The sequence below is a fragment of the Glutamicibacter sp. Je.9.36 genome, from assembly GCF_051129975.1.
In the GTDB taxonomy this organism is placed as follows: domain Bacteria; phylum Actinomycetota; class Actinomycetes; order Actinomycetales; family Micrococcaceae; genus Glutamicibacter.
In genome coordinates, this window is record NZ_JBCPSN010000004.1 from 22,497 (window position 1) to 39,304 (window position 16,808).

Sequence of the window (16,808 nt, forward strand, 5' to 3'; positions counted from 1 at the left end):
TTAGGCTAGTCACGCATTAATGACTACTGAGTCACCTTACAACTGGTTTCCCGCTGCATTAAACCTCTATGACAACTTTTCCCGTATGTTCACCGGAATCGAAGTATTCGTGGGCGGCGGCCAGCGCCGGGAATCCAAAGGCCTTGGTGACGTTGAGTGCCAGTTTCCCCTGTTCCAGCAGCGGCATCACGCGGGTAATGGTCTGGCGGACGATCTCCGCCTTCTCGTGCAGCGGGCGGGAACGCAAAGTTGTGCCGATGATCCGAGCCCGCTTGCTCATCAGCAGGCCCAAGTTCAGTTCTCCCTTGGCTCCGCCTTGCAGTCCGATGACTACCATCCGTCCGCCGACGGCGAGCGCCTTGACGTTCTCCCCCAGGTATTTGGCGCCCACGACATCCAGGATCAGATCCACGCCCCTGGCGTCGGTCAGTTCCTTGACGCGTGCAGAAAAGTCCTCTTCCCGGTAGTTGATTCCCTCGTCGGCGCCGAGGGCACGGCAGTAGTCCAATTTCTCTGGCGAGGAGGCGGTGACGATGACGCGGGCGCCAGCGGCCTTCGCGAGCTGTATGGCCATGGAGCCGATGCCGCCGGCTCCGCCATGGATCAACAGCGTCTGGTCTTGGCCCAGTCCGCCTTCTATGAAGAGGTTGGAGACCACGGTGGCGGCGACTTCCGGCAACCCGGCGGCTTCGATGCTCGAAATCGTTTCAGGGATTTCGATGAGCAGTTCTGCCGGAACATTGACGTACTGCGCATACCCGCCAGCAGCGAGCAGGGCGGCAACTCGCGCTCCCGGTTTCCATCCGCTGACGCCATCGCCGATCTCCACGATGCTGCCCGAGACTTCCAGCCCGGGGATATCGCTGGCTCCGGGAGGTGGCGGATACACTCCCTTGCGCTGCTGCACATCCGCGCGGTTCAGTCCGAAGGCCTCGACCTTGACCAGCACTTCCCCAGCTGCGGGGACCGGCATTGGCCGTTGGACCAGTTCAAGGACTTCTGGCCCACCGGCACCGTTGTAGATATAGGCGTTCATAACGTCGTTCATGGCCTTCAATTCCTTTCAACAGGGGTTCATGCCGTATACTTTTTCGGGTTGGATGGTTGTCCGAGCGGCCGAAGGAGCTGGTCTTGAAAACCAGTAGGCGGCAACCCCGTCTCATGGGTTCAAATCCCATACCATCCGCGCTTTTCGAGTTTGGCGGGCTGATCCTTGGATCAGCCCGCCAAACTGCTTAATACTGCTCCGCGCTTAATCTTTCGTTGGCGATCAGCCCCGCCAGGCGAGCCACTTCGTTCACTACGTTGGCTGCGTCTTGCAAGGTTCGGGCCGCGGGGTGGCGCAGGTCGCCCGCTTGCGCGGCAATCGCGGTCCCCCACTGCGCTGATGACAATTGCAATCCCAGCACGAATAGCCCGCGGTGCGCCAGCCCATCGCTGCTGACCAGACGGTATGGTTCACCGACCACGTCGAAACCGGATCCAGGCAGGCTTTCGCCTTCCGTGTTCTTCCAAGTGTGCACGCGCGCTACGTGATCTCCCAAGAGCTGCTTTATCAGCGCCGCGTTATTTTGCAGCACGCGGTTACTCGGCATCATCGCTTCGCACATGGTCTTCGCAGTGTGCACCTCCGCATCTACCCAGGGCGAGGATGCGGTGAACTGCTCGGAAACCTCGTCGAAGCCGAACTCCGGGTCAGGGCCAAGGAAGGTTACGATCCCGGCGCGCGAAAGCGCCAGCAGCTGTTCAATGCGTTCGAGCGGCGGGCCTGAGGACAGTCCTTCGACCAGTGGCTCGAAGTGCGCTTGGATTTCTTCAATGCGCGACTGCTCGTCGATCACGCCGGAAGCAATCAGCTCCTTGACCAGCATGCGTCCGGCATTCATCGTCATGATGGCGCATGACAACGGGTCTTCTAGCCCGCCGGTGCTGTGCCGGGCATTGCCCACGAGGTAGTCGCGTACTGCCTGCTGGTATTGCTCATCGGAGCTGAACCCGAGTTCTTCAAATGGCCTTGCCAGCTTTGGCACATCGAGCCACTGCAATTGCGGGAACTGCCCGACGAACTTGCGCAGTTCGCTAAGCCACACTTGGCTTCCTTCATGGTGCTCCGCAGAGAGGATCGCTTCGAGCTGATCAACGAATTCTCGCTCATCGAGGCCTTCCGGGGCACCATGCGCGCGAGCGCAAGTGCTGTAGTAGGCGAACAAGATGTCCCGGTGCAATTTGGGCCAAATATGGCGTGAGAACACCAAAGAGGAGGCAGGGTTGGTGGCGCGTGCTTCGGCAAGGCGCCCGATGAGTTCCGGAGCGTCGAAGTAGCGTAGTTCAATTTCATCAGGAATGAACTGCTCCACTACTGGCTTGCCCCAGTAGGGGGTACCGCGGCGCGAAGCTACGATCAGTGCCGGTTCCCGGCCTGAGCCGATGTACTGCAGGCGATGCCCCTGCTCGGTGCTGGCCTCACGAAAAATCCCGCCGCGGCCTGCCGTCAGCTCGGCCATCCCGTCAAAGAAATTCAAGCCCAACCCGCGGATCAACGCAGGCTGGCCCTCCTTGAACTGGGAGTAGTCGAGGTCCGCTGGAACATTCGGTGGCAGGTAGGTGGCCCCGGCTTGGGAGGCAGCTTCCTTGAGCTGCTTCTGCCATGGGTTCAGTTCTGCCGGCTGGTGGCCCAAGGCCAGCACCACAGCGTCAGCGGCCAGCTGACGGGTTTCGGCACCCTCCAGGTTACTGCGGAAATCGATCTGATAGGCGTTGCCGACGGGGCGGACAGCAACGACTTCTGCGGCTACATGTTCGATGCTGAAATTCTCGTGGGTGGCAAGTATCGCTGCGCTGCGCTCATACACGTGCTCGAGGTACTCGCCATAGATTGCGCGTGACGGATAGGAGCCGGGTTCAATTTGCCCGATCAGCTTGGCATGCTCATCGGTGAGCTTGCGTCCATCGCCGCGCAGTGCGACGAACTGGCGAAAGCTCAACCCCGGTTCATCGCCCAACCGTTCGGGGGCCACTGTCGGAAATGATGACGGGGTGTTCATCAGGAAATGCTCCGACTGTTTCGGGTTCCACACGTGGCCGGAGCCCGGAGGGAACGGATCAAAGACCGTAACTTTCAGGACGGTGCCTTGGGCCGGGAGTTTCAACGCCAAGTTAGCGAGTCTTTCAACCACGCTCGTGCCGCGTGGGCCTGCCCCGACAAGGGCCAGGCTGAACTCGTTCTTTGGTGTTGCTTTCTCGCTGTTCACTCCTCTAGGTTATTACCTTTGGAACAGGGCATGGGCCAGACGCATAGACTATGGCCATGACTGAGCATGATTCTGAGGTTGCAAGCGCTGATCCGTATTCCTGGCTTGAAGGAATTCACGACGAAACGGCACTCGAATGGGTGCGGGATCAGACCCAACGTACCGAGTCCGAGCTGTACGACGACTCGTTCCATGCCACTGCGGAGCGGATCAAAACGGTCCTGGATGCCCAAGACCGCATTCCCATGGTGACCAAGCGTGGCGATCACTACTACAACTTCTGGCGCGATTCCGCCCATCGTCTTGGACTTTGGCGTCGCACCACTTGGAATTCCTACCTCAGCGACGACCCGCAGTGGGAAATCCTATTGGATCTTGACCTGCATGCGCAGCTGGAAGGCCACGAATGGCATTTCGCTGGTTCAGCACTCCTGCGTCCAGCGGCCGGTGGCGCCTACCAGCGGGCCCTGCTTCGCTTGAGCCCTGACGGCGGCGACCAGGTGCGCATTCGCGAATTCGATCTGGCTTCCAAGAGCTTCGTTGCCGGCGGTTTCGACCTTCCCGTTGCGAAGACCCAAGCCTCGTGGATTGACCACGATACCTTGCTTGTCGGTTCCGCCAGCAGCGAGCAGTTCACAACCCGTTCGACCTACGCGAATACCTTGCGAAGGCTCAGCCGCGGCATGGAGATCGAAGAAGCGCCAATTCTCTTCGAAGTCGATAGAGAACATGTCGCAGCCTTCGGCTACTTCGATTCGACTCCGGGATTCGAACGCGTGGTCACCACTGATGCCATCGACTTCTACAATTCCAATGCCGGTGTCCTCATCGACGGGGAACACCATCTGATCGATGTTCCAACCGATGTGCAGGTCAGCCTGCACCGGCAGTGGGTCCTCTTTGCTCCCCAAACCAATTGGGAACACCAGGGCCAGAAGATCGCTGCGGGTTCATTGGCTATCGCCCGGCTGGATAGATTCCTCGAGTCCGGCAGCATCGAGAAGGTTCTCTTCGTCCCGGATGCGCACACTGCGCTGGAATCACTGAGCTTTACCGCCAATTATCTGCTGCTCACCGTATTGCATGATGTGGCTTCGCAAGTGCGCATTATTGATCTCGCAGATCATTTCAGCCAGTCGGACATGCCGCTGAAGGATCCAATGCTCAGCGTCTCGGTGGGAGCCGTTGATGATGAGGACCCGGAGCATGGCGATGACTATTGGATGACCATCACCGGATTCGTGACCCCTACTACCTTGTTGCGCGGCACAGTTGGTTCGGCAGCAAAGGTCGTGAAGAAATCGCCGGATCGCTTTGATGCCGGTGGTTTTGAAGTCACCCAGCATTTTGCGTCCTCTGCGGACGGCACCAGGGTTCCATATTTCCAGGTGGCGGCATCCGACCTGGTCCACGATGGGAAGAACCCGGTGCTGATGGACGGCTACGGCGGTTTCCAGCACAGCATGACCCCTGGCTATGCAGCCGCCATGGGCACCGGTTGGTTATCGCGGCGTACCGTTGAGGGCCGCAAACCGGTATACGTCATGGCCAACATTCGCGGTGGTGGCGAGTACGGGCCAGATTGGCATCGTGCTGCCCTGCGTGAAAAGCGCCATCGTGCCTACGAGGATTTCGCAGCCATCGCCCAGGACCTGGTGGCTCGCCGGGTGACATCCCGCGCGCATTTGGCCGCGACAGGGCGTTCTAACGGCGGGTTGCTCATGGGCAATATGATCTCTGGCTACCCGCACTTGTTCGGAGCAATTTCCTGCGGCGTCCCGCTATTGGACATGCAGCGCTATACGCAGCTAGCTGCCGGCCATTCCTGGATTGCCGAGTACGGCGACCCGCAGGTTCCGGGGGACTGGGACTTCCTGCGGACTTTCTCCCCCGTGCATCGACTCACCGACCAGCCTCATCCAGCCAATGACTATCCGGCCTCGTTGATTTGGACCACGACTTCTGATGACCGCGTGGGCCCTTCGCAGGCACGCATCATGGCAGCCAAAATGATGGATCTGGGCATTGCCAATGTGCGGTACCACGAGCCACAGGGCGGTGGCCATGCCGGGTCAACGGATAACGAGTCAACCGCCAAAATGCTGGCCACCAGCTACGAATTCCTGTGGCGACAGGTGCGTTAGCTCTCTCGTTTTGGAACACGCGCCCATCTTCGGGTAGGCTAGATTCTGCTGGAAACAGCGGATGGACACGTGCCAGAGCGGCCGAATGGACTTCACTGCTAATGAAGGGTCGGGCTAAAACTCGACCGGGGGTTCAAATCCCCCCGTGTCCGCCAAGAACCCCCTACTCAGGTAGGGGGTTTTTCGTTCGTATGGCACTTTTTCGACGAGAACGTTCCGAATACGGAAAATCCCCCGGATTCACCGATTTTTCGGTGGATCCGGGGGCTTCTCAAAACTCCAGAACAGCAGTTTCTCCGCTACTGGTCGTCGCGCTTCACGAAGGTCCGCAGCATGTTCTGCACGATATCCTCTGGCAATGAGGTGTGGCGAACAATGATTTCCGACATCCGGTCCAGATCGGTATCGGCGATTGCATCGAAGAGCGCTTCGCGGTCAGCTTCTGGAAGTTCGGCAGCATCGAAATGCACTGGACCATCCGGGCCCTGGCCTTCAAAGCGGAAGTCTGCAATATTGCCGTTGGCGCTCGCGCCAGACATGGGAGACGTCGCGATCATGCGTTCCAGGTCTTCGACCGGCAGATCCGTATAGCCGTGCAGGATCTTTGCCGCTTCTTCAAAATTGGAATCCCGCAGCATGGAGAATAGCTGGTCGTATTCATTTGCCGGCAGTTGTTCGCTGGAAAATTCGCGGTTCTCGCCATCAAGTTCGAACGCCATCTTGAAGTGCGTAGCACTTGGTTCCTGAAGGGAACTGAACTGCTCGCTCCATTCCTGGGGTACAACCCAAGTGTCATCGGCAGCTGCTGGTGTGGCATCCTCTGCGGCAGTAGCGGCCGCTTCACGATCTTCGCGCTCAACTTGAGCTTCGAGTTTGTCGCTCAAAGCCTTGATCTCGGCATCATCATTCGGCAATTCCTTGGCGGGGGCTGTCTGCGGGTACTTGTCGAGGCTGCGTACTGCAATCACGCAATCCTTGACCGAGTCGCCAGTGGCAGCGCGGAAATCCTTGACCGCGCCCATGACGTCGCCCTTGGCCAGATTGCGGTACACCGAATTGCGTGAAGCATCATCCAGCCTCGCGTTTGCCGCCTGCGCCGCTTCACGGGAAATCGCCTGCGCGATTTGCGCAGTGTTCTTCTTGCGCAGCGCTTGCAGACCGAAGTAGCCCAGGGCAATCACTGCGATGAGGACAACGAGCCAGATGAGAAATTCCATACTTCCAGACTACTTTGTTTAACTGTGCGATTACCCGGCTACGCCCAAAGTGAAAGGCATGACACCCGGTGCGCCCGCGATGCGCAGGGCCCGCCCAGCCATCGCCACGGACCACCGGGAATCAACCAGATCATCAACTAGCAGCACCGGCCCTGGAGCGTCGGCAATGAGCTGTTCGAGCTGCGTTGGAAGTTCAAAAGCATCGGCAACCGCAGCCACACGGAAAGCGGAATTTCCTCCCGGGCCATTCTGTGGTCCAGCACCGCGATATTCGAGCTGTCCCAGGTAGCGCAACCGTCCCACCTCAGCTAGGCCCTGAGCAAGGGAGGTGATCAGCTGGGGACGCTTATTCGATGGCATGGCTACAACGCCCACTGGACGTTCCTCCCAATTCCATTCGGCAAGCACCTTGATGCACGCATCGAACATCGCCTTGTCGATAGGGGAATCGGTGGGGTCGGCAAAGAGCTGGCGCAATCGGTTGCCCCACCCCAGGTCGGTCAGGCGAGCCAGCGCCCGGCCCGTGGCCACCTGCTCGTCAATAGCGATTTTGCCCTTGAGCGTGTACCCCAGCCGGTCCAGTCCCGAAGGGTACAGCTTGCGCGGTTCAATAGGAACTCCCACCCGTCCAAGTGCCGCCTGCGCGCTGTCCTTCGAATCGTCAGGAATATGGTCGTCGAACCAAACGCCAGCGCAGTTGTCGCACCGGTCGCAGGGAGCGGACTGCGGATCATCCAAGGCGTCGGTCAGAAACTGCATGCGGCATCCGCGGGTGTTCTCGTAACTGACCATGAGGTTTTGTTCATGGATTCGGCTCTGCGCCACTCGCTTATACCGATCGGCATCATAGGTCCATGGCATGTCGGTGCGCATCCAGCCGCCAGCAACACGCTCCACCGCACCATCCACGGCCAGCACCTTCAGCAACAGCTCAAGTGGCGAGCGGCGAAGGTTCACGGCGCTTTCCAGCGCCGGGACGCTCATCGCACCGTCGGTCTTGGCCAAGGCCTCGAGCACCTGGGTGGCGCGCACCTGGTCCGGCATGGAGCTGGTGGCGAAGTATTCCCAAATTTCCGAGTCGTCAGGCCCGGGCAGCAGCAGGACATCTGCGTTGATGCTCCCACGCCCGGCACGGCCCACCTGCTGGTAGTAAGCCACGGGCGAGCTGGGGGCACCGATGTGCAACACGAAACCGAGGTCTGGCTTGTCAAAGCCCATTCCCAAGGCGCTCGTGGCGATCAGCGCTTTCACTTCGTTATTCTTCAACGCTTGTTCAAGGCGTTCGCGTTCTTCCAAATCGGTGCGCCCGGTGTAGGCAGCAACTTCGTGCCCGGCATCCTTGAGCAGGCGAGCAATATCCTCGGCCGCAGAAACCGTCAAGGTATAGATAATGCCCGAGCCCTTGAAGTCCTCGATGTGGCTGAGCAACCAGGCCAACTGCATGCGCGGCGAAGCCAGGCGCAGGACACCTAGGCGCAGCGAGTCGCGAGCCAGGGTGCCGCGCAGCGTGAAGACCTCCTCGGTGCCGCCGGCTAGCTGTTCGGCAACGTCCTGGACTACTCGGCTGTTCGCTGTTGCAGTGGTCGCCAAAACCGGGAGGCCCTGAGGCAATCGGGCGATCAGGTCCCGGATGCGGCGGTAATCCGGGCGGAAATCATGGCCCCAGTCCGAAATGCAGTGCGCCTCGTCGATGACCAGCAGGCCCAAGCGCTGCATCAGCATCGGCAGCTGCTGCTCGCGGAAGGATGGATTGTTCAAACGCTCCGGGGACACCAGCAGCACATCGAGCTCATTGCGTTGCAGCTTTTCGAGGATTTCACGCCATTCGAGCACATTGGCCGAATTGATGGCCGCAGCGCGGACCCCAGCACGCTCCGCGGCCGCAACCTGGTCGCGCATCAATGCCAGCAGCGGGGAAACGATCAGTGTTGGCCCGTAGCCCTGTTCTCGCAGCAGCAGGGAAGCGATGAAGTACACGGCGGACTTGCCCCAGCCGGTACGCTGGACGACCAGTGCGCGGCGCCGCTCGGCCACCAGTGCGCTGATCGCTTCATACTGGCCGTCATGGAACTGCGCGTCCGGGTTTTGCACCAGTGCGCGCAGTTTCTGCAGTGCCAGCGTTTTCAGATCCACTTGCGTTGAGCCATCCATGCCTCCAGTATTTCAGTTCCTGCCCACGATTTAGCCCGTGGCGTCCGCTAATTGTGGATGAGCTCTCACGAGCTGCGGTGCCGGCAGGGGAAAATAGCTGAAATGTTAGGCATTTCCCATCCGCAATCGCCTAGTTCTCAATGATTTGAATCAGTCAAACCGGTAGGCTGAAAGGCGTGAGTGAAGAAATTGATCTTAATCAGAGCTTTAAGGCCTACGACGTACGCGGCGTAGTCGGCGAGAACCTGGATGCCGAAGCGATTGAAGCCATCGGCGCGGCCTTTGTCGACGTCCTGTCCCTGTCCGGCAAGGAAGTACTGGTTGGCGGTGACATGCGCCCGTCTTCCGCAGAATTCGCCCAAGCCTTCGCTCGTGGCGCCACCTACCGCGGCGCCAACGTGATCATGCTCGGATTGATCTCCACCGATGAGCTGTACTTCGCATCGGGCAAGCTCAATGCCGCCGGTGTTGTCTTCACCGCCAGCCACAATCCCGCCCAGTACAACGGCATTAAGATGTCCAAGTCTGGCGCCCGCCCGATTTCTTCGGCTACCGGTCTGTTCGACATTCGCGACCTGGCCCAGCAGTACCTTGACGAGGGACTGCCGGTCTCCGGTGACGCCCCGCAGGGCAGCATCAGCGAGCGCGACGTGCTGGCTGACTATGCAGCTTACCTGCGAGAATTGGTGGACTTGTCGGGCATTCGTCCGCTGAAGATCGTGGTGGATGCCGGCAACGGCATGGGCGGCATGACTACCCCCGCAGTTCTTGGGGGTACGGTGCTCGCTGAGCTGCCGCTCGAAATTGTTCCGCTGTATTTCGAGCTGGATGGCACTTTCCCCAACCACCCGGCCAATCCGCTGGAACCGGAAAACCTCAAGGACCTGCAATCCGCAGTACTGGAGCACGGGGCCGATCTCGGCCTGGCTTTCGACGGCGATGCCGACCGCTGCTTCGTGATCGACGAGCGCGGGCTGCCGCTGTCCCCTTCGGCTATCACCGCACTGGTCGCGGTGCGCGAAATCGCCCGTGTGCAGGCAGCTGGCGAAGAGTCCCCGGTGATCATCCACAACTTGATCACTTCCAAGGCGGTGCCTGAATTCGTCGCCAAGTCCGGTGGCGTTCCGGTGATGACCCGCGTAGGCCACTCCTTCATCAAGGCTGAAATGGCTTCCCAGGGCGCGGTCTTCGGCGGCGAGCATTCCGCCCACTACTACTTCCGCGACTTCTACAATGCCGATACCGGCATGCTCGCTGCCATGCATGTGCTGGCCGCCTTGGGCGAGCAGGAACTGCCGCTCTCCGAGCTGGGTGCCGAATACGAACCCTACGCTGCCACCGGTGAAATCAATTCGGAGGTCGAGGACAAGGCAGGTGCCACTGCCCGGGTCGTGTCGCATTTCCAAGACCAGCCAGTAGAAGTGATCACCATGGACGGCACGACCATTTCAGCGGCCGATGGCAGCTGGTGGATCAATCTGCGCCCATCGAACACCGAACCATTCCTGCGTTTCAACGGCGAAGGCCGGACCGCAGAAATCATTGAGCCCATCCGCGATGCCGTTCTGGCTATCGTGCGTGAAAAGAACGTCACCAACTAGCAAAGGGAAGACATGAACCTCGAAGAACTGGATGAGGGCGTCAAGGACGCGCTGAACAAGGTCTTGGGCACCGCCCTGGGCGTGGCCCGCGAACAGCTCGAAGAGCAGGGCGTGTTCCTGCCTTTCGCGATCGCGCTGGAGCCGAAGGAAGAGGAAGACGAGCCGGAGCTGCGCTTGATCGCAGTTCCGCCAACGGATGATCCTGAGGATCCGGAAGCCGACATCGACACCGAAGCCATGGTTGCGGACCTGATGCAGGTGCTGAACCAGCAGGGCACCCACTTCCAGGCGATCGCCGTCGCCTCGGATGTGCTGCTCCAGGAAAACGACCAGGACGCCATCCACATTGTGGCCGAGCACCGTGTCGGTGCGGCGTTGGCCATCGTGCAGCCGTACACCATGCCTGCAGAGCCAGGCGGCGAATGGATCTTCGACGAGCCAGCGGCAGAGTCGGCGGAAGCCATCTGGGCCAACGCGCTCTAGACCGCAGTTGGTGATTCCGGGGTCGGCATAGTCACTATGCTGACCCCGGAATGCTTTTCCCACGTAAAGTAGGAATCATGAAACTCAGTGCCTTCACCGACGTATGCTTGCGAACCGTCATGGTCCTTGCAACGCCCGGCACCGGGCAACTGACCAGCCGCCAGATCGCCGAGTCCGTGGGGGTTCCCTACAACCACGTGGCCAAAGCCGTTCTGGAACTGCGCACGCTGGGAATCCTGCAGGTCACCCGCGGCCGCAATGGCGGCGCGCAGCTGAGCGATGGGGCACTGGATTTTTCCCTCGGCTCACTGCTGCGCAAGTTGGACAAGCGCACCGATATTGTGGATTGCTCCGATCATGATGCGCAATCCAACTGCCCGCTTTCGGGCAACTGCCGCTTGCGGGCAGTCTTCCGGCAGGCCCGCGAAGCTTTCTACGCTTCGCTGGACCCGCTGACCATCCAGGACATCTGCCCGACATCATCCGCGATGCCCTTCACGGGGCTCCCCTTCCCGACGGTGCGCGCCCTTTCCTGATTCCCCTGCGGCCCTCGGGGGTCGCATCACCGATTTCTGTTACGAATGCCGGTCGGTGGATTTGCAATCCTTTTCTACTAGGCGTAGAAATGAATCATAAATCTTGTATCTGGAATACAAGTTATCGCCTACTCCAAGGAGACCCGATGCTGTCCACGAAGTCCTTCCCGGTCGTTGAAGCCACGTTGCCAATCATCGCAGAGCGCATTTCGAGCATTACCCCGAACTTCTACAACCGCCTGTTCACCGCTCACCCGGAACTGCTCGACGGAATCTTCTCCCGTTCGAACCAGAAGAACGGCACCCAGCAGCAGGCCTTGGCGGGATCCATCGCAGTCTTCGCAACCTACTTGGTCAAGTACCCGGGCACCACCCCGGAAACCATGCTCGCGCGCGTAGCCCACAAGCACGCTTCCCTCGGTGTCGCCGAGGAGCAGTACCCCATCGTCTACAAGCACCTCTTCGACGCCATCGCCGAAGATCTGGGCGAGGCGCTGACTCCGCAGATCGCCGCGGCCTGGACCGAGGTCTACTGGCTGATGGCCCACGCGCTGGTCAAGATCGAGAAAGGCCTGTACGCGCAGCAGGCCAACGCCGAGATCTACACCCCGTGGAAGCTTATCGAGCGCACCGAAACCGGCGTTGATTCGGTCTGCTTCAGCTTCGAGCCAGCTGACCGGACCCCTGCCACCGTCGCTAAGCCGGGCCAATTCGTTTCGGTCCGCATGCCGATGGCCGACGGCCTGCGCCAGGTCCGCCAGTACACCTTGAGCGGCGACATCGAGCGAACCGACCGCCGCACCGTCACGGTCAAGCTGGATGTGAACGGCGAATTCTCCCCGGTGATCCACCATGGCCTGGAGCTCGGCGACGTGGTGGAGCTATCGAATCCGTATGGCGACCTGGTCATCGATGACGATGGCTCGCCGCTGGTGATCGCCACCGCCGGAATCGGCTGCACTCCGAGTGCGGCCGCGTTGCAGACCCTGGCCGCACGCGGCTCCACCCGCAAGGTCACCGTGCTGCACGCAGACCAGACGGCCACCGCCTGGCCATTGCGCGAGCAGATGCTCGAATCCATCGGCAAGCTGCCAGAAGCCACCATCAGCACCTGGTTCGAACGCGGGGAATTGCCGGAGGGGCTGAACGCCACGTCCGGCTACATGGACCTCGCCGGCGCACTGACTGGCAATGCCCAGGTCTACCTGTGCGGCCCGCTGCCATTCATGCATGCAATGCGCAACCAGGCGCTGGAAGCCGGCATCCCGGCCGAGCGTATCCACTATGAAGTCTTCGGCCCGGATGTATGGCTCGCCGCCTAGCTTCCTGGTGACAGAGCCGTGCTGCAGGTGGATCCATGGGGAATCCGCCTGCAGCACTTTTTTGCCTTTATTTTCCGGTATCCGCAGGAGAATCCGGCTTGCCACCCTGTTTCGGTGCCTTCTTCTTCAAATCGAACTTTTTCGGGTCCAGCTTTCGAGGATCGATTTTCCCGGCGAACCTGCCAGGCTTCTTCTGCCCGGCTTCTTGAGCTGGCGGCGTGGGCTCCCCGGCTTCCAGGTCCTGATTCGCCGGCGCTTCAGCGGCTTGTTCCACCGGTGTTGCTTTCACGCCGGGTGCCGGCTTCGCAGCCTGCGGATCAACCAGGATCTGGTGCAGGCCCGCATCGGAAATCCACTTGCGCAGCACCGAGTTGAACAGGATCGGGTTCTCGATATTCCATTGGTGGTGCATGCCCGGAACCACGCGCGTGATCACCTGCGGGAGCCTTGCGCGCAGCGCGTCAAAGGATTTCTGCACAACTTTCGGCTCCTTGGCTCCAGCGAGGGCCAGTACCGGGCCCCGGTAGGAGCCGAGCTTCTGCGGCAATCCCCCCGGGTCCATCTCGTCCATGATGGCCCGCATGTTCTCGGCTTTGAGCTTCACGCCGTGCTCGGTGAACAGCTCGCGCTCATCATCCACCATTCCGTAGGCACCAGCCTGGAAACGCCAGAACCACTCGCTGCCAATGAGCTTGAGCTGCATCCGCTGGAAAGCCCGGGCCGCCTGGCCCACACCGGTCACCGGAGTGCCGGTAATCAGCACGGAGTCAACGAGCTCCGGATGCCGGGCGGCCACGTGCAAAGCAATCACTCCGCCCAGGGAAATGCCAACCAGATGCACGCCGCCTTCGGAAACCTCGTCGGCGATCAAGGCTGCGACATCATCGGCGGCGGATTCCAGGCCATCCCAGGTCTCCTCGAACCGGGCACCAAAGGCCGGCAGGTGCAGAGTCAGGATGTTGCAGTCGCCAAAAGCCAGAACCTGCGGGTCCCAGCTCCAGTTGCCGACGTTTCCGCCGTGGAGGAAGACCAGGGTCTTCATCGACCGTTGCCCATCGTGATGCCGCCCGGGATGCACTTCCGGATAATCGGTGGCATCGCGCCCGGCACCGCTTGCAGGGGTCTTGTTCTGGTCTTTGGCTGCAGTCATGGCAAGTACTCCAATACCGCGTCGAGCCATTCCAGCTCCGCGGCTTGTTGTCGGATTGCATGGTCAAGTGTGGCAGCCATCAGGAAGCTGCGACGGTCCGCAGCGGCACGCATGTCAATGCCTTCGCGCTGGGAGAGGTAGTCATCGAGGATGAACTGCGTGGCTTGGCGGCGCTCCTCCAGCAAGCTCTGGATATCATCGCGTTCGAGTTCGGCGGCGAAGAACACCTGCCCCATGAAGGGATCACGCTCGGGAGACTGCACCGCACCAGCAGAAAGCCACTGGGCCAGTGCCGCACGTCCCGTTTCCGTGATGTGGTGTTCCTGGCGGTCAGGGTAATTCGACTGCGCGACGGTGCGCACGGTGGCATACCCCTTGTCCACCAGCTGCGCCAAAGTGCGATAGATCTGCGCCTTGTCTGCGTTCCAGAAGTGGTTAATAGAGGAGTCAAAGTGCTTCTTGAGCTCGTAGCCAGTCATGGGCGACAAGCACAGCAGCCCGAGAATCAATCGTGCCAAAACCATAGAGCAATCTTTTCATAAATAGTTGATTTTGCACCCACTTTGCCCCGGCGTGTGGAAACTGTACCCGGATTGTGACAATTCATCCGTGGCGCACGAGAACGCCCCGGTGACTGGAATTCCAGTCACCGGGGCGTTCCCATGTGCGGATCTGCTGGAGATCCTAGTCAACTACGCGTTCAGGCGATCCTTCAAGCCGTCGAGCTCTGCACGCAGCGAAGCCGGCAGCGCATCGCCGAACTTGGCGTACCACTCTTCGATGGCCTCGACTTCGGTAGCCCATTCATCCTTGTTGACAGCTACTGCCGCTTCAACGTCGGCTGGGGTGAACCCTTCAAGGCCAGCCAAATCCAGCGACTCGCCGGTCGGGACGTTTCCGATGATGGTTTCCCGGGCGTCCGCGGTGCCTTCGATACGCTCGACAGCCCACTTGAGCACACGCGAATTGTCTCCGAACCCTGGCCACGCGAAGCCACCGTCAGCCGTGCGGCGGAACCAGTTGACCAGGAAGATCTTCGGCATCTGCTCTGGGTTGAGCTTGTTCGAGATCTTGTCCCAGTGGTTCAGGTAGTCGCCTGCGTTGTAGCCGATGAATGGCAGCATCGCCATCGGGTCACGGCGAATCACTCCGGTCGCACCTGCAGCGGCTGCAGTGGTCTCGGAGGAAAGGGTCGAACCCATGAAGATGCCGTTGGTCCAGCTGCGGGCTTCGGTCACCAGCGGGATGGTGGTCTTGCGGCGGCCGCCGAAGAGGATCGCATCGATCTTCACGCCGTTAGGCGAGTAGTAGTCCTCGGAAAGCATGTCGACCTGGTCGATCGGGGTGCAGAAGCGCGAGTTAGGGTGCGCTGCCGGACGACCGGATTCAGGAGTCCAGTCGTTGCCCAACCAGTCGGTCAGGTGCGCAGGAGCCTCGTCGGTCATGCCCTCCCACCAGACGCCGCCTTCATCGGTCAGCGCAACATTGGTGAAGATGTTGTTGCCCTTGGAGATGGCGCGCATCGCGTTCGGGTTGGTGGACCAGCCGGTGCCTGGCGCCACGCCGAACAGGCCGTATTCGGGGTTAACGCCGCGCAGCTCGCCGTCCTTGCCGATGCGCATCCAGTTGATGTCATCGCCCAGGGTCTCAGTCTTCCAGCCTTCAATGGTTGGATCCAGCAGCGCCAGGTTGGTCTTGCCGCAGGCCGACGGGAATGCCGCGGCAATATGGTACGACTTGTTCTGCGGGCTGGTCAGCTTCAGGATGAGCATGTGCTCTGCGAGCCAGCCTTCATCGCGGGCCATCGCCGAGGCGATGCGCAGCGAGTAGCACTTCTTGCCCAGCAGCGCGTTGCCACCGTAGCCCGAACCGTAGGACATGATGGCGCGCTCTTCGGGGAAGTGCACGATCCACTTGTCTTCGTTGCATGGCCAGGCAACATCTTCCTGGCCCGGCTCCAGGGGTGCACCTACCGAGTGCAGCGCTGGAACGAAGAATGCGTCCTCGGCTTCCATCTTGCGCAGTACTTCATTGCCGATCTTGGCCATGATGCGCATCGAGGCAACGACGTAGGCGGAATCGGTGATTTCCACGCCGTAGGCAGGCACTTCCGCGTTCAGCGGGCCCATGACGAATGGGATGACGTACATGGTGCGTCCGCGCATCGAGCCATCGAACAGGCCGCTGAGCATGGACTTCATCTTGGTTGGGTCTTCCCAATTATTGGTGAAGCCTGCATCTTCTTCCTTTTCGGAGCAGATGAAGGTGCGCTCTTCGACTCGGGCCACATCCTTGGGGTCCGAGAAACCAGCGTAGGAGTTAGGGAAGTTCGGATCGGTCAGCTTGACCAAGGTGCCGGCTTCAACCAGCTCGGCAGTCAGGCGATCATTTTCTTCAGCTGACCCATCAACCCAATAAACACGATCCGGCTTCGTCAGTGCGGCAACTTCCTCAACCCAGGATGCCAACTTCTCGTGCGAAGTAGGTGCTGCGCTGATAACGTTCTGATCCGAGCTCGTGCTCATTATCCATTCCCTCCATTGGGCTGAACTTGCAATAAATCAAGGCTATTAGGTGCTCAACTCCAGCGCCGTGTGATCGAAACCTCATGAAAGTGAAACCCGGAGGACCAGAAGGAAAAAATTCCCGAAATTCCGGGGGTTGGTCAAAACGAATTGACTCGATTATGTGACGAAGGTCACGTAGACCGGTACCCTTTCAACGTCTTCACATAACCTTATGTTCATCTGGACACACTAGCTTTGCCCGTCGATTTGTACAGCGCGAAATCGACCTGTATAGTTATTCGAGGTTCGTGAGAGCGAGCCACACAAAAAAATATGCGCCCATAGCTCAGCTGGATAGAGCGTCTGTCTACGGAACAGAAGGTCAGGGGTTCGAATCCCTTTGGGCGCACCAACTGAAAAATTCCCACTCGCTCGAGTGGGAATTT

Annotated in this window: 12 protein-coding genes and 3 tRNA genes; 8 read left to right on the forward strand and 7 right to left on the reverse strand. The window is 60.0% G+C overall.

The features are described from left to right. Positions 1–58 precede the first annotated feature (58 nt). Complete coding sequence (locus tag AAZQ98_RS10995) at positions 59–1,036, reverse strand: NAD(P)H-quinone oxidoreductase (RefSeq protein ID WP_434692728.1); 978 nt, start codon at positions 1,034–1,036, stop codon at positions 59–61. A 62-nt stretch (positions 1,037–1,098) separates the two neighbouring features. Between AAZQ98_RS10995 and AAZQ98_RS11000 the strand changes: the two genes are divergently transcribed. Then, positions 1,099–1,186, forward strand: a tRNA-Ser gene (locus AAZQ98_RS11000). A 49-nt stretch (positions 1,187–1,235) separates the two neighbouring features. On the opposite strand, the gene AAZQ98_RS11005 is transcribed toward AAZQ98_RS11000, so the two are convergent. Further along, positions 1,236–3,251: an FAD/NAD(P)-binding protein gene (locus tag AAZQ98_RS11005; RefSeq protein WP_434692201.1), complete on the reverse strand. Its 2,016-nt coding sequence runs from the start codon at positions 3,249–3,251 to the stop codon at positions 1,236–1,238. A 56-nt stretch (positions 3,252–3,307) separates the two neighbouring features. Here AAZQ98_RS11005 and AAZQ98_RS11010 point away from each other — a divergent pair, with 56 nt between their 5' ends. Both AAZQ98_RS11010 and AAZQ98_RS11015 read left to right on the forward strand, forming a co-directional pair. Continuing rightward, positions 3,308–5,395, forward strand: a complete 2,088-nt coding sequence (locus AAZQ98_RS11010; RefSeq protein ID WP_434692204.1) for a prolyl oligopeptidase family serine peptidase — start codon at positions 3,308–3,310, stop codon at positions 5,393–5,395. A 63-nt stretch (positions 5,396–5,458) separates the two neighbouring features. Then, positions 5,459–5,550 (forward strand) — tRNA-Ser (locus tag AAZQ98_RS11015). Between the two features lie 144 nt (positions 5,551–5,694). Here the strand turns inward: AAZQ98_RS11015 and AAZQ98_RS11020 are convergent. Continuing rightward, positions 5,695–6,612: a hypothetical protein gene (locus AAZQ98_RS11020; protein WP_434692207.1), complete on the reverse strand. Its 918-nt coding sequence runs from the start codon at positions 6,610–6,612 to the stop codon at positions 5,695–5,697. 30 nt (positions 6,613–6,642) lie between these two features. Beyond that, positions 6,643–8,763 (reverse strand): RecQ family ATP-dependent DNA helicase, encoded by a 2,121-nt coding sequence (locus tag AAZQ98_RS11025; protein WP_434692209.1) that lies wholly within the window; start codon positions 8,761–8,763, stop codon positions 6,643–6,645. A gap of 167 nt (positions 8,764–8,930) precedes the next feature. Here AAZQ98_RS11025 and AAZQ98_RS11030 point away from each other — a divergent pair, with 167 nt between their 5' ends. The 4 genes from AAZQ98_RS11030 (at position 8,931) to AAZQ98_RS11045 (ending at position 12,705) form a co-directional block, all read left to right on the forward strand. Continuing rightward, positions 8,931–10,364: a phosphomannomutase/phosphoglucomutase gene (locus AAZQ98_RS11030; protein WP_166650881.1), complete on the forward strand. Its 1,434-nt coding sequence runs from the start codon at positions 8,931–8,933 to the stop codon at positions 10,362–10,364. A 12-nt stretch (positions 10,365–10,376) separates the two neighbouring features. Beyond that, positions 10,377–10,847, forward strand: a complete 471-nt coding sequence (locus AAZQ98_RS11035) for a hypothetical protein (protein ID WP_105658802.1) — start codon at positions 10,377–10,379, stop codon at positions 10,845–10,847. A 77-nt stretch (positions 10,848–10,924) separates the two neighbouring features. Next, positions 10,925–11,383, forward strand: coding sequence for an RrF2 family transcriptional regulator (locus tag AAZQ98_RS11040; protein WP_434692211.1), 459 nt, complete (start codon positions 10,925–10,927; stop codon positions 11,381–11,383). A gap of 146 nt (positions 11,384–11,529) precedes the next feature. Continuing rightward, complete coding sequence (locus AAZQ98_RS11045) at positions 11,530–12,705, forward strand: globin domain-containing protein (RefSeq protein ID WP_434692214.1); 1,176 nt, start codon at positions 11,530–11,532, stop codon at positions 12,703–12,705. Between the two features lie 67 nt (positions 12,706–12,772). Here the strand turns inward: AAZQ98_RS11045 and AAZQ98_RS11050 are convergent, their stop codons facing one another. The 3 genes from AAZQ98_RS11050 to AAZQ98_RS11060 all read right to left on the reverse strand — a co-directional run bounded on the left by AAZQ98_RS11050 (position 12,773) and on the right by AAZQ98_RS11060 (position 16,380). Beyond that, positions 12,773–13,855, reverse strand: coding sequence for an alpha/beta fold hydrolase (locus tag AAZQ98_RS11050; protein WP_434692216.1), 1,083 nt, complete (start codon positions 13,853–13,855; stop codon positions 12,773–12,775). Then, positions 13,852–14,379 (reverse strand): PadR family transcriptional regulator, encoded by a 528-nt coding sequence (locus AAZQ98_RS11055; RefSeq protein ID WP_105658806.1) that lies wholly within the window; start codon positions 14,377–14,379, stop codon positions 13,852–13,854. The genes AAZQ98_RS11050 and AAZQ98_RS11055 overlap by 4 nt, the downstream gene beginning before the upstream one ends. A 168-nt stretch (positions 14,380–14,547) precedes the next feature. Continuing rightward, entirely contained in the window at positions 14,548–16,380 is a 1,833-nt protein-coding gene (locus AAZQ98_RS11060) for a phosphoenolpyruvate carboxykinase (GTP) (protein WP_434692220.1), read from the reverse strand. A gap of 317 nt (positions 16,381–16,697) precedes the next feature. On the opposite strand from AAZQ98_RS11060, the gene AAZQ98_RS11065 reads away from it, so the two are divergent. Further along, positions 16,698–16,774: transfer RNA gene (locus tag AAZQ98_RS11065), tRNA-Arg, on the forward strand. Positions 16,775–16,808 lie beyond the last annotated feature (34 nt).

Bases quoted from the DNA above. Each gene is read 5' to 3' on its own strand.
- AAZQ98_RS10995 (WP_434692728.1), bottom strand. From the start codon at position 1,036: ATGAACGCCTATATCTACAACGGTGCCGGTGGGCCAGAAGTCCTTGAA.
- AAZQ98_RS11010 (WP_434692204.1), top strand. From the start codon at position 3,308: ATGACTGAGCATGATTCTGAGGTTGCAAGCGCTGATCCGTATTCCTGG.
- AAZQ98_RS11020 (WP_434692207.1), bottom strand. From the start codon at position 6,612: ATGGAATTTCTCATCTGGCTCGTTGTCCTCATCGCAGTGATTGCCCTG.
- AAZQ98_RS11025 (WP_434692209.1), bottom strand. From the start codon at position 8,763: ATGGATGGCTCAACGCAAGTGGATCTGAAAACGCTGGCACTGCAGAAA.
- AAZQ98_RS11035 (WP_105658802.1), top strand. From the start codon at position 10,377: ATGAACCTCGAAGAACTGGATGAGGGCGTCAAGGACGCGCTGAACAAG.
- AAZQ98_RS11040 (WP_434692211.1), top strand. From the start codon at position 10,925: ATGAAACTCAGTGCCTTCACCGACGTATGCTTGCGAACCGTCATGGTC.
- AAZQ98_RS11045 (WP_434692214.1), top strand. From the start codon at position 11,530: ATGCTGTCCACGAAGTCCTTCCCGGTCGTTGAAGCCACGTTGCCAATC.
- AAZQ98_RS11050 (WP_434692216.1), bottom strand. From the start codon at position 13,855: ATGACTGCAGCCAAAGACCAGAACAAGACCCCTGCAAGCGGTGCCGGG.
- AAZQ98_RS11055 (WP_105658806.1), bottom strand. From the start codon at position 14,379: ATGGTTTTGGCACGATTGATTCTCGGGCTGCTGTGCTTGTCGCCCATG.
- AAZQ98_RS11060 (WP_434692220.1), bottom strand. From the start codon at position 16,380: ATGAGCACGAGCTCGGATCAGAACGTTATCAGCGCAGCACCTACTTCG.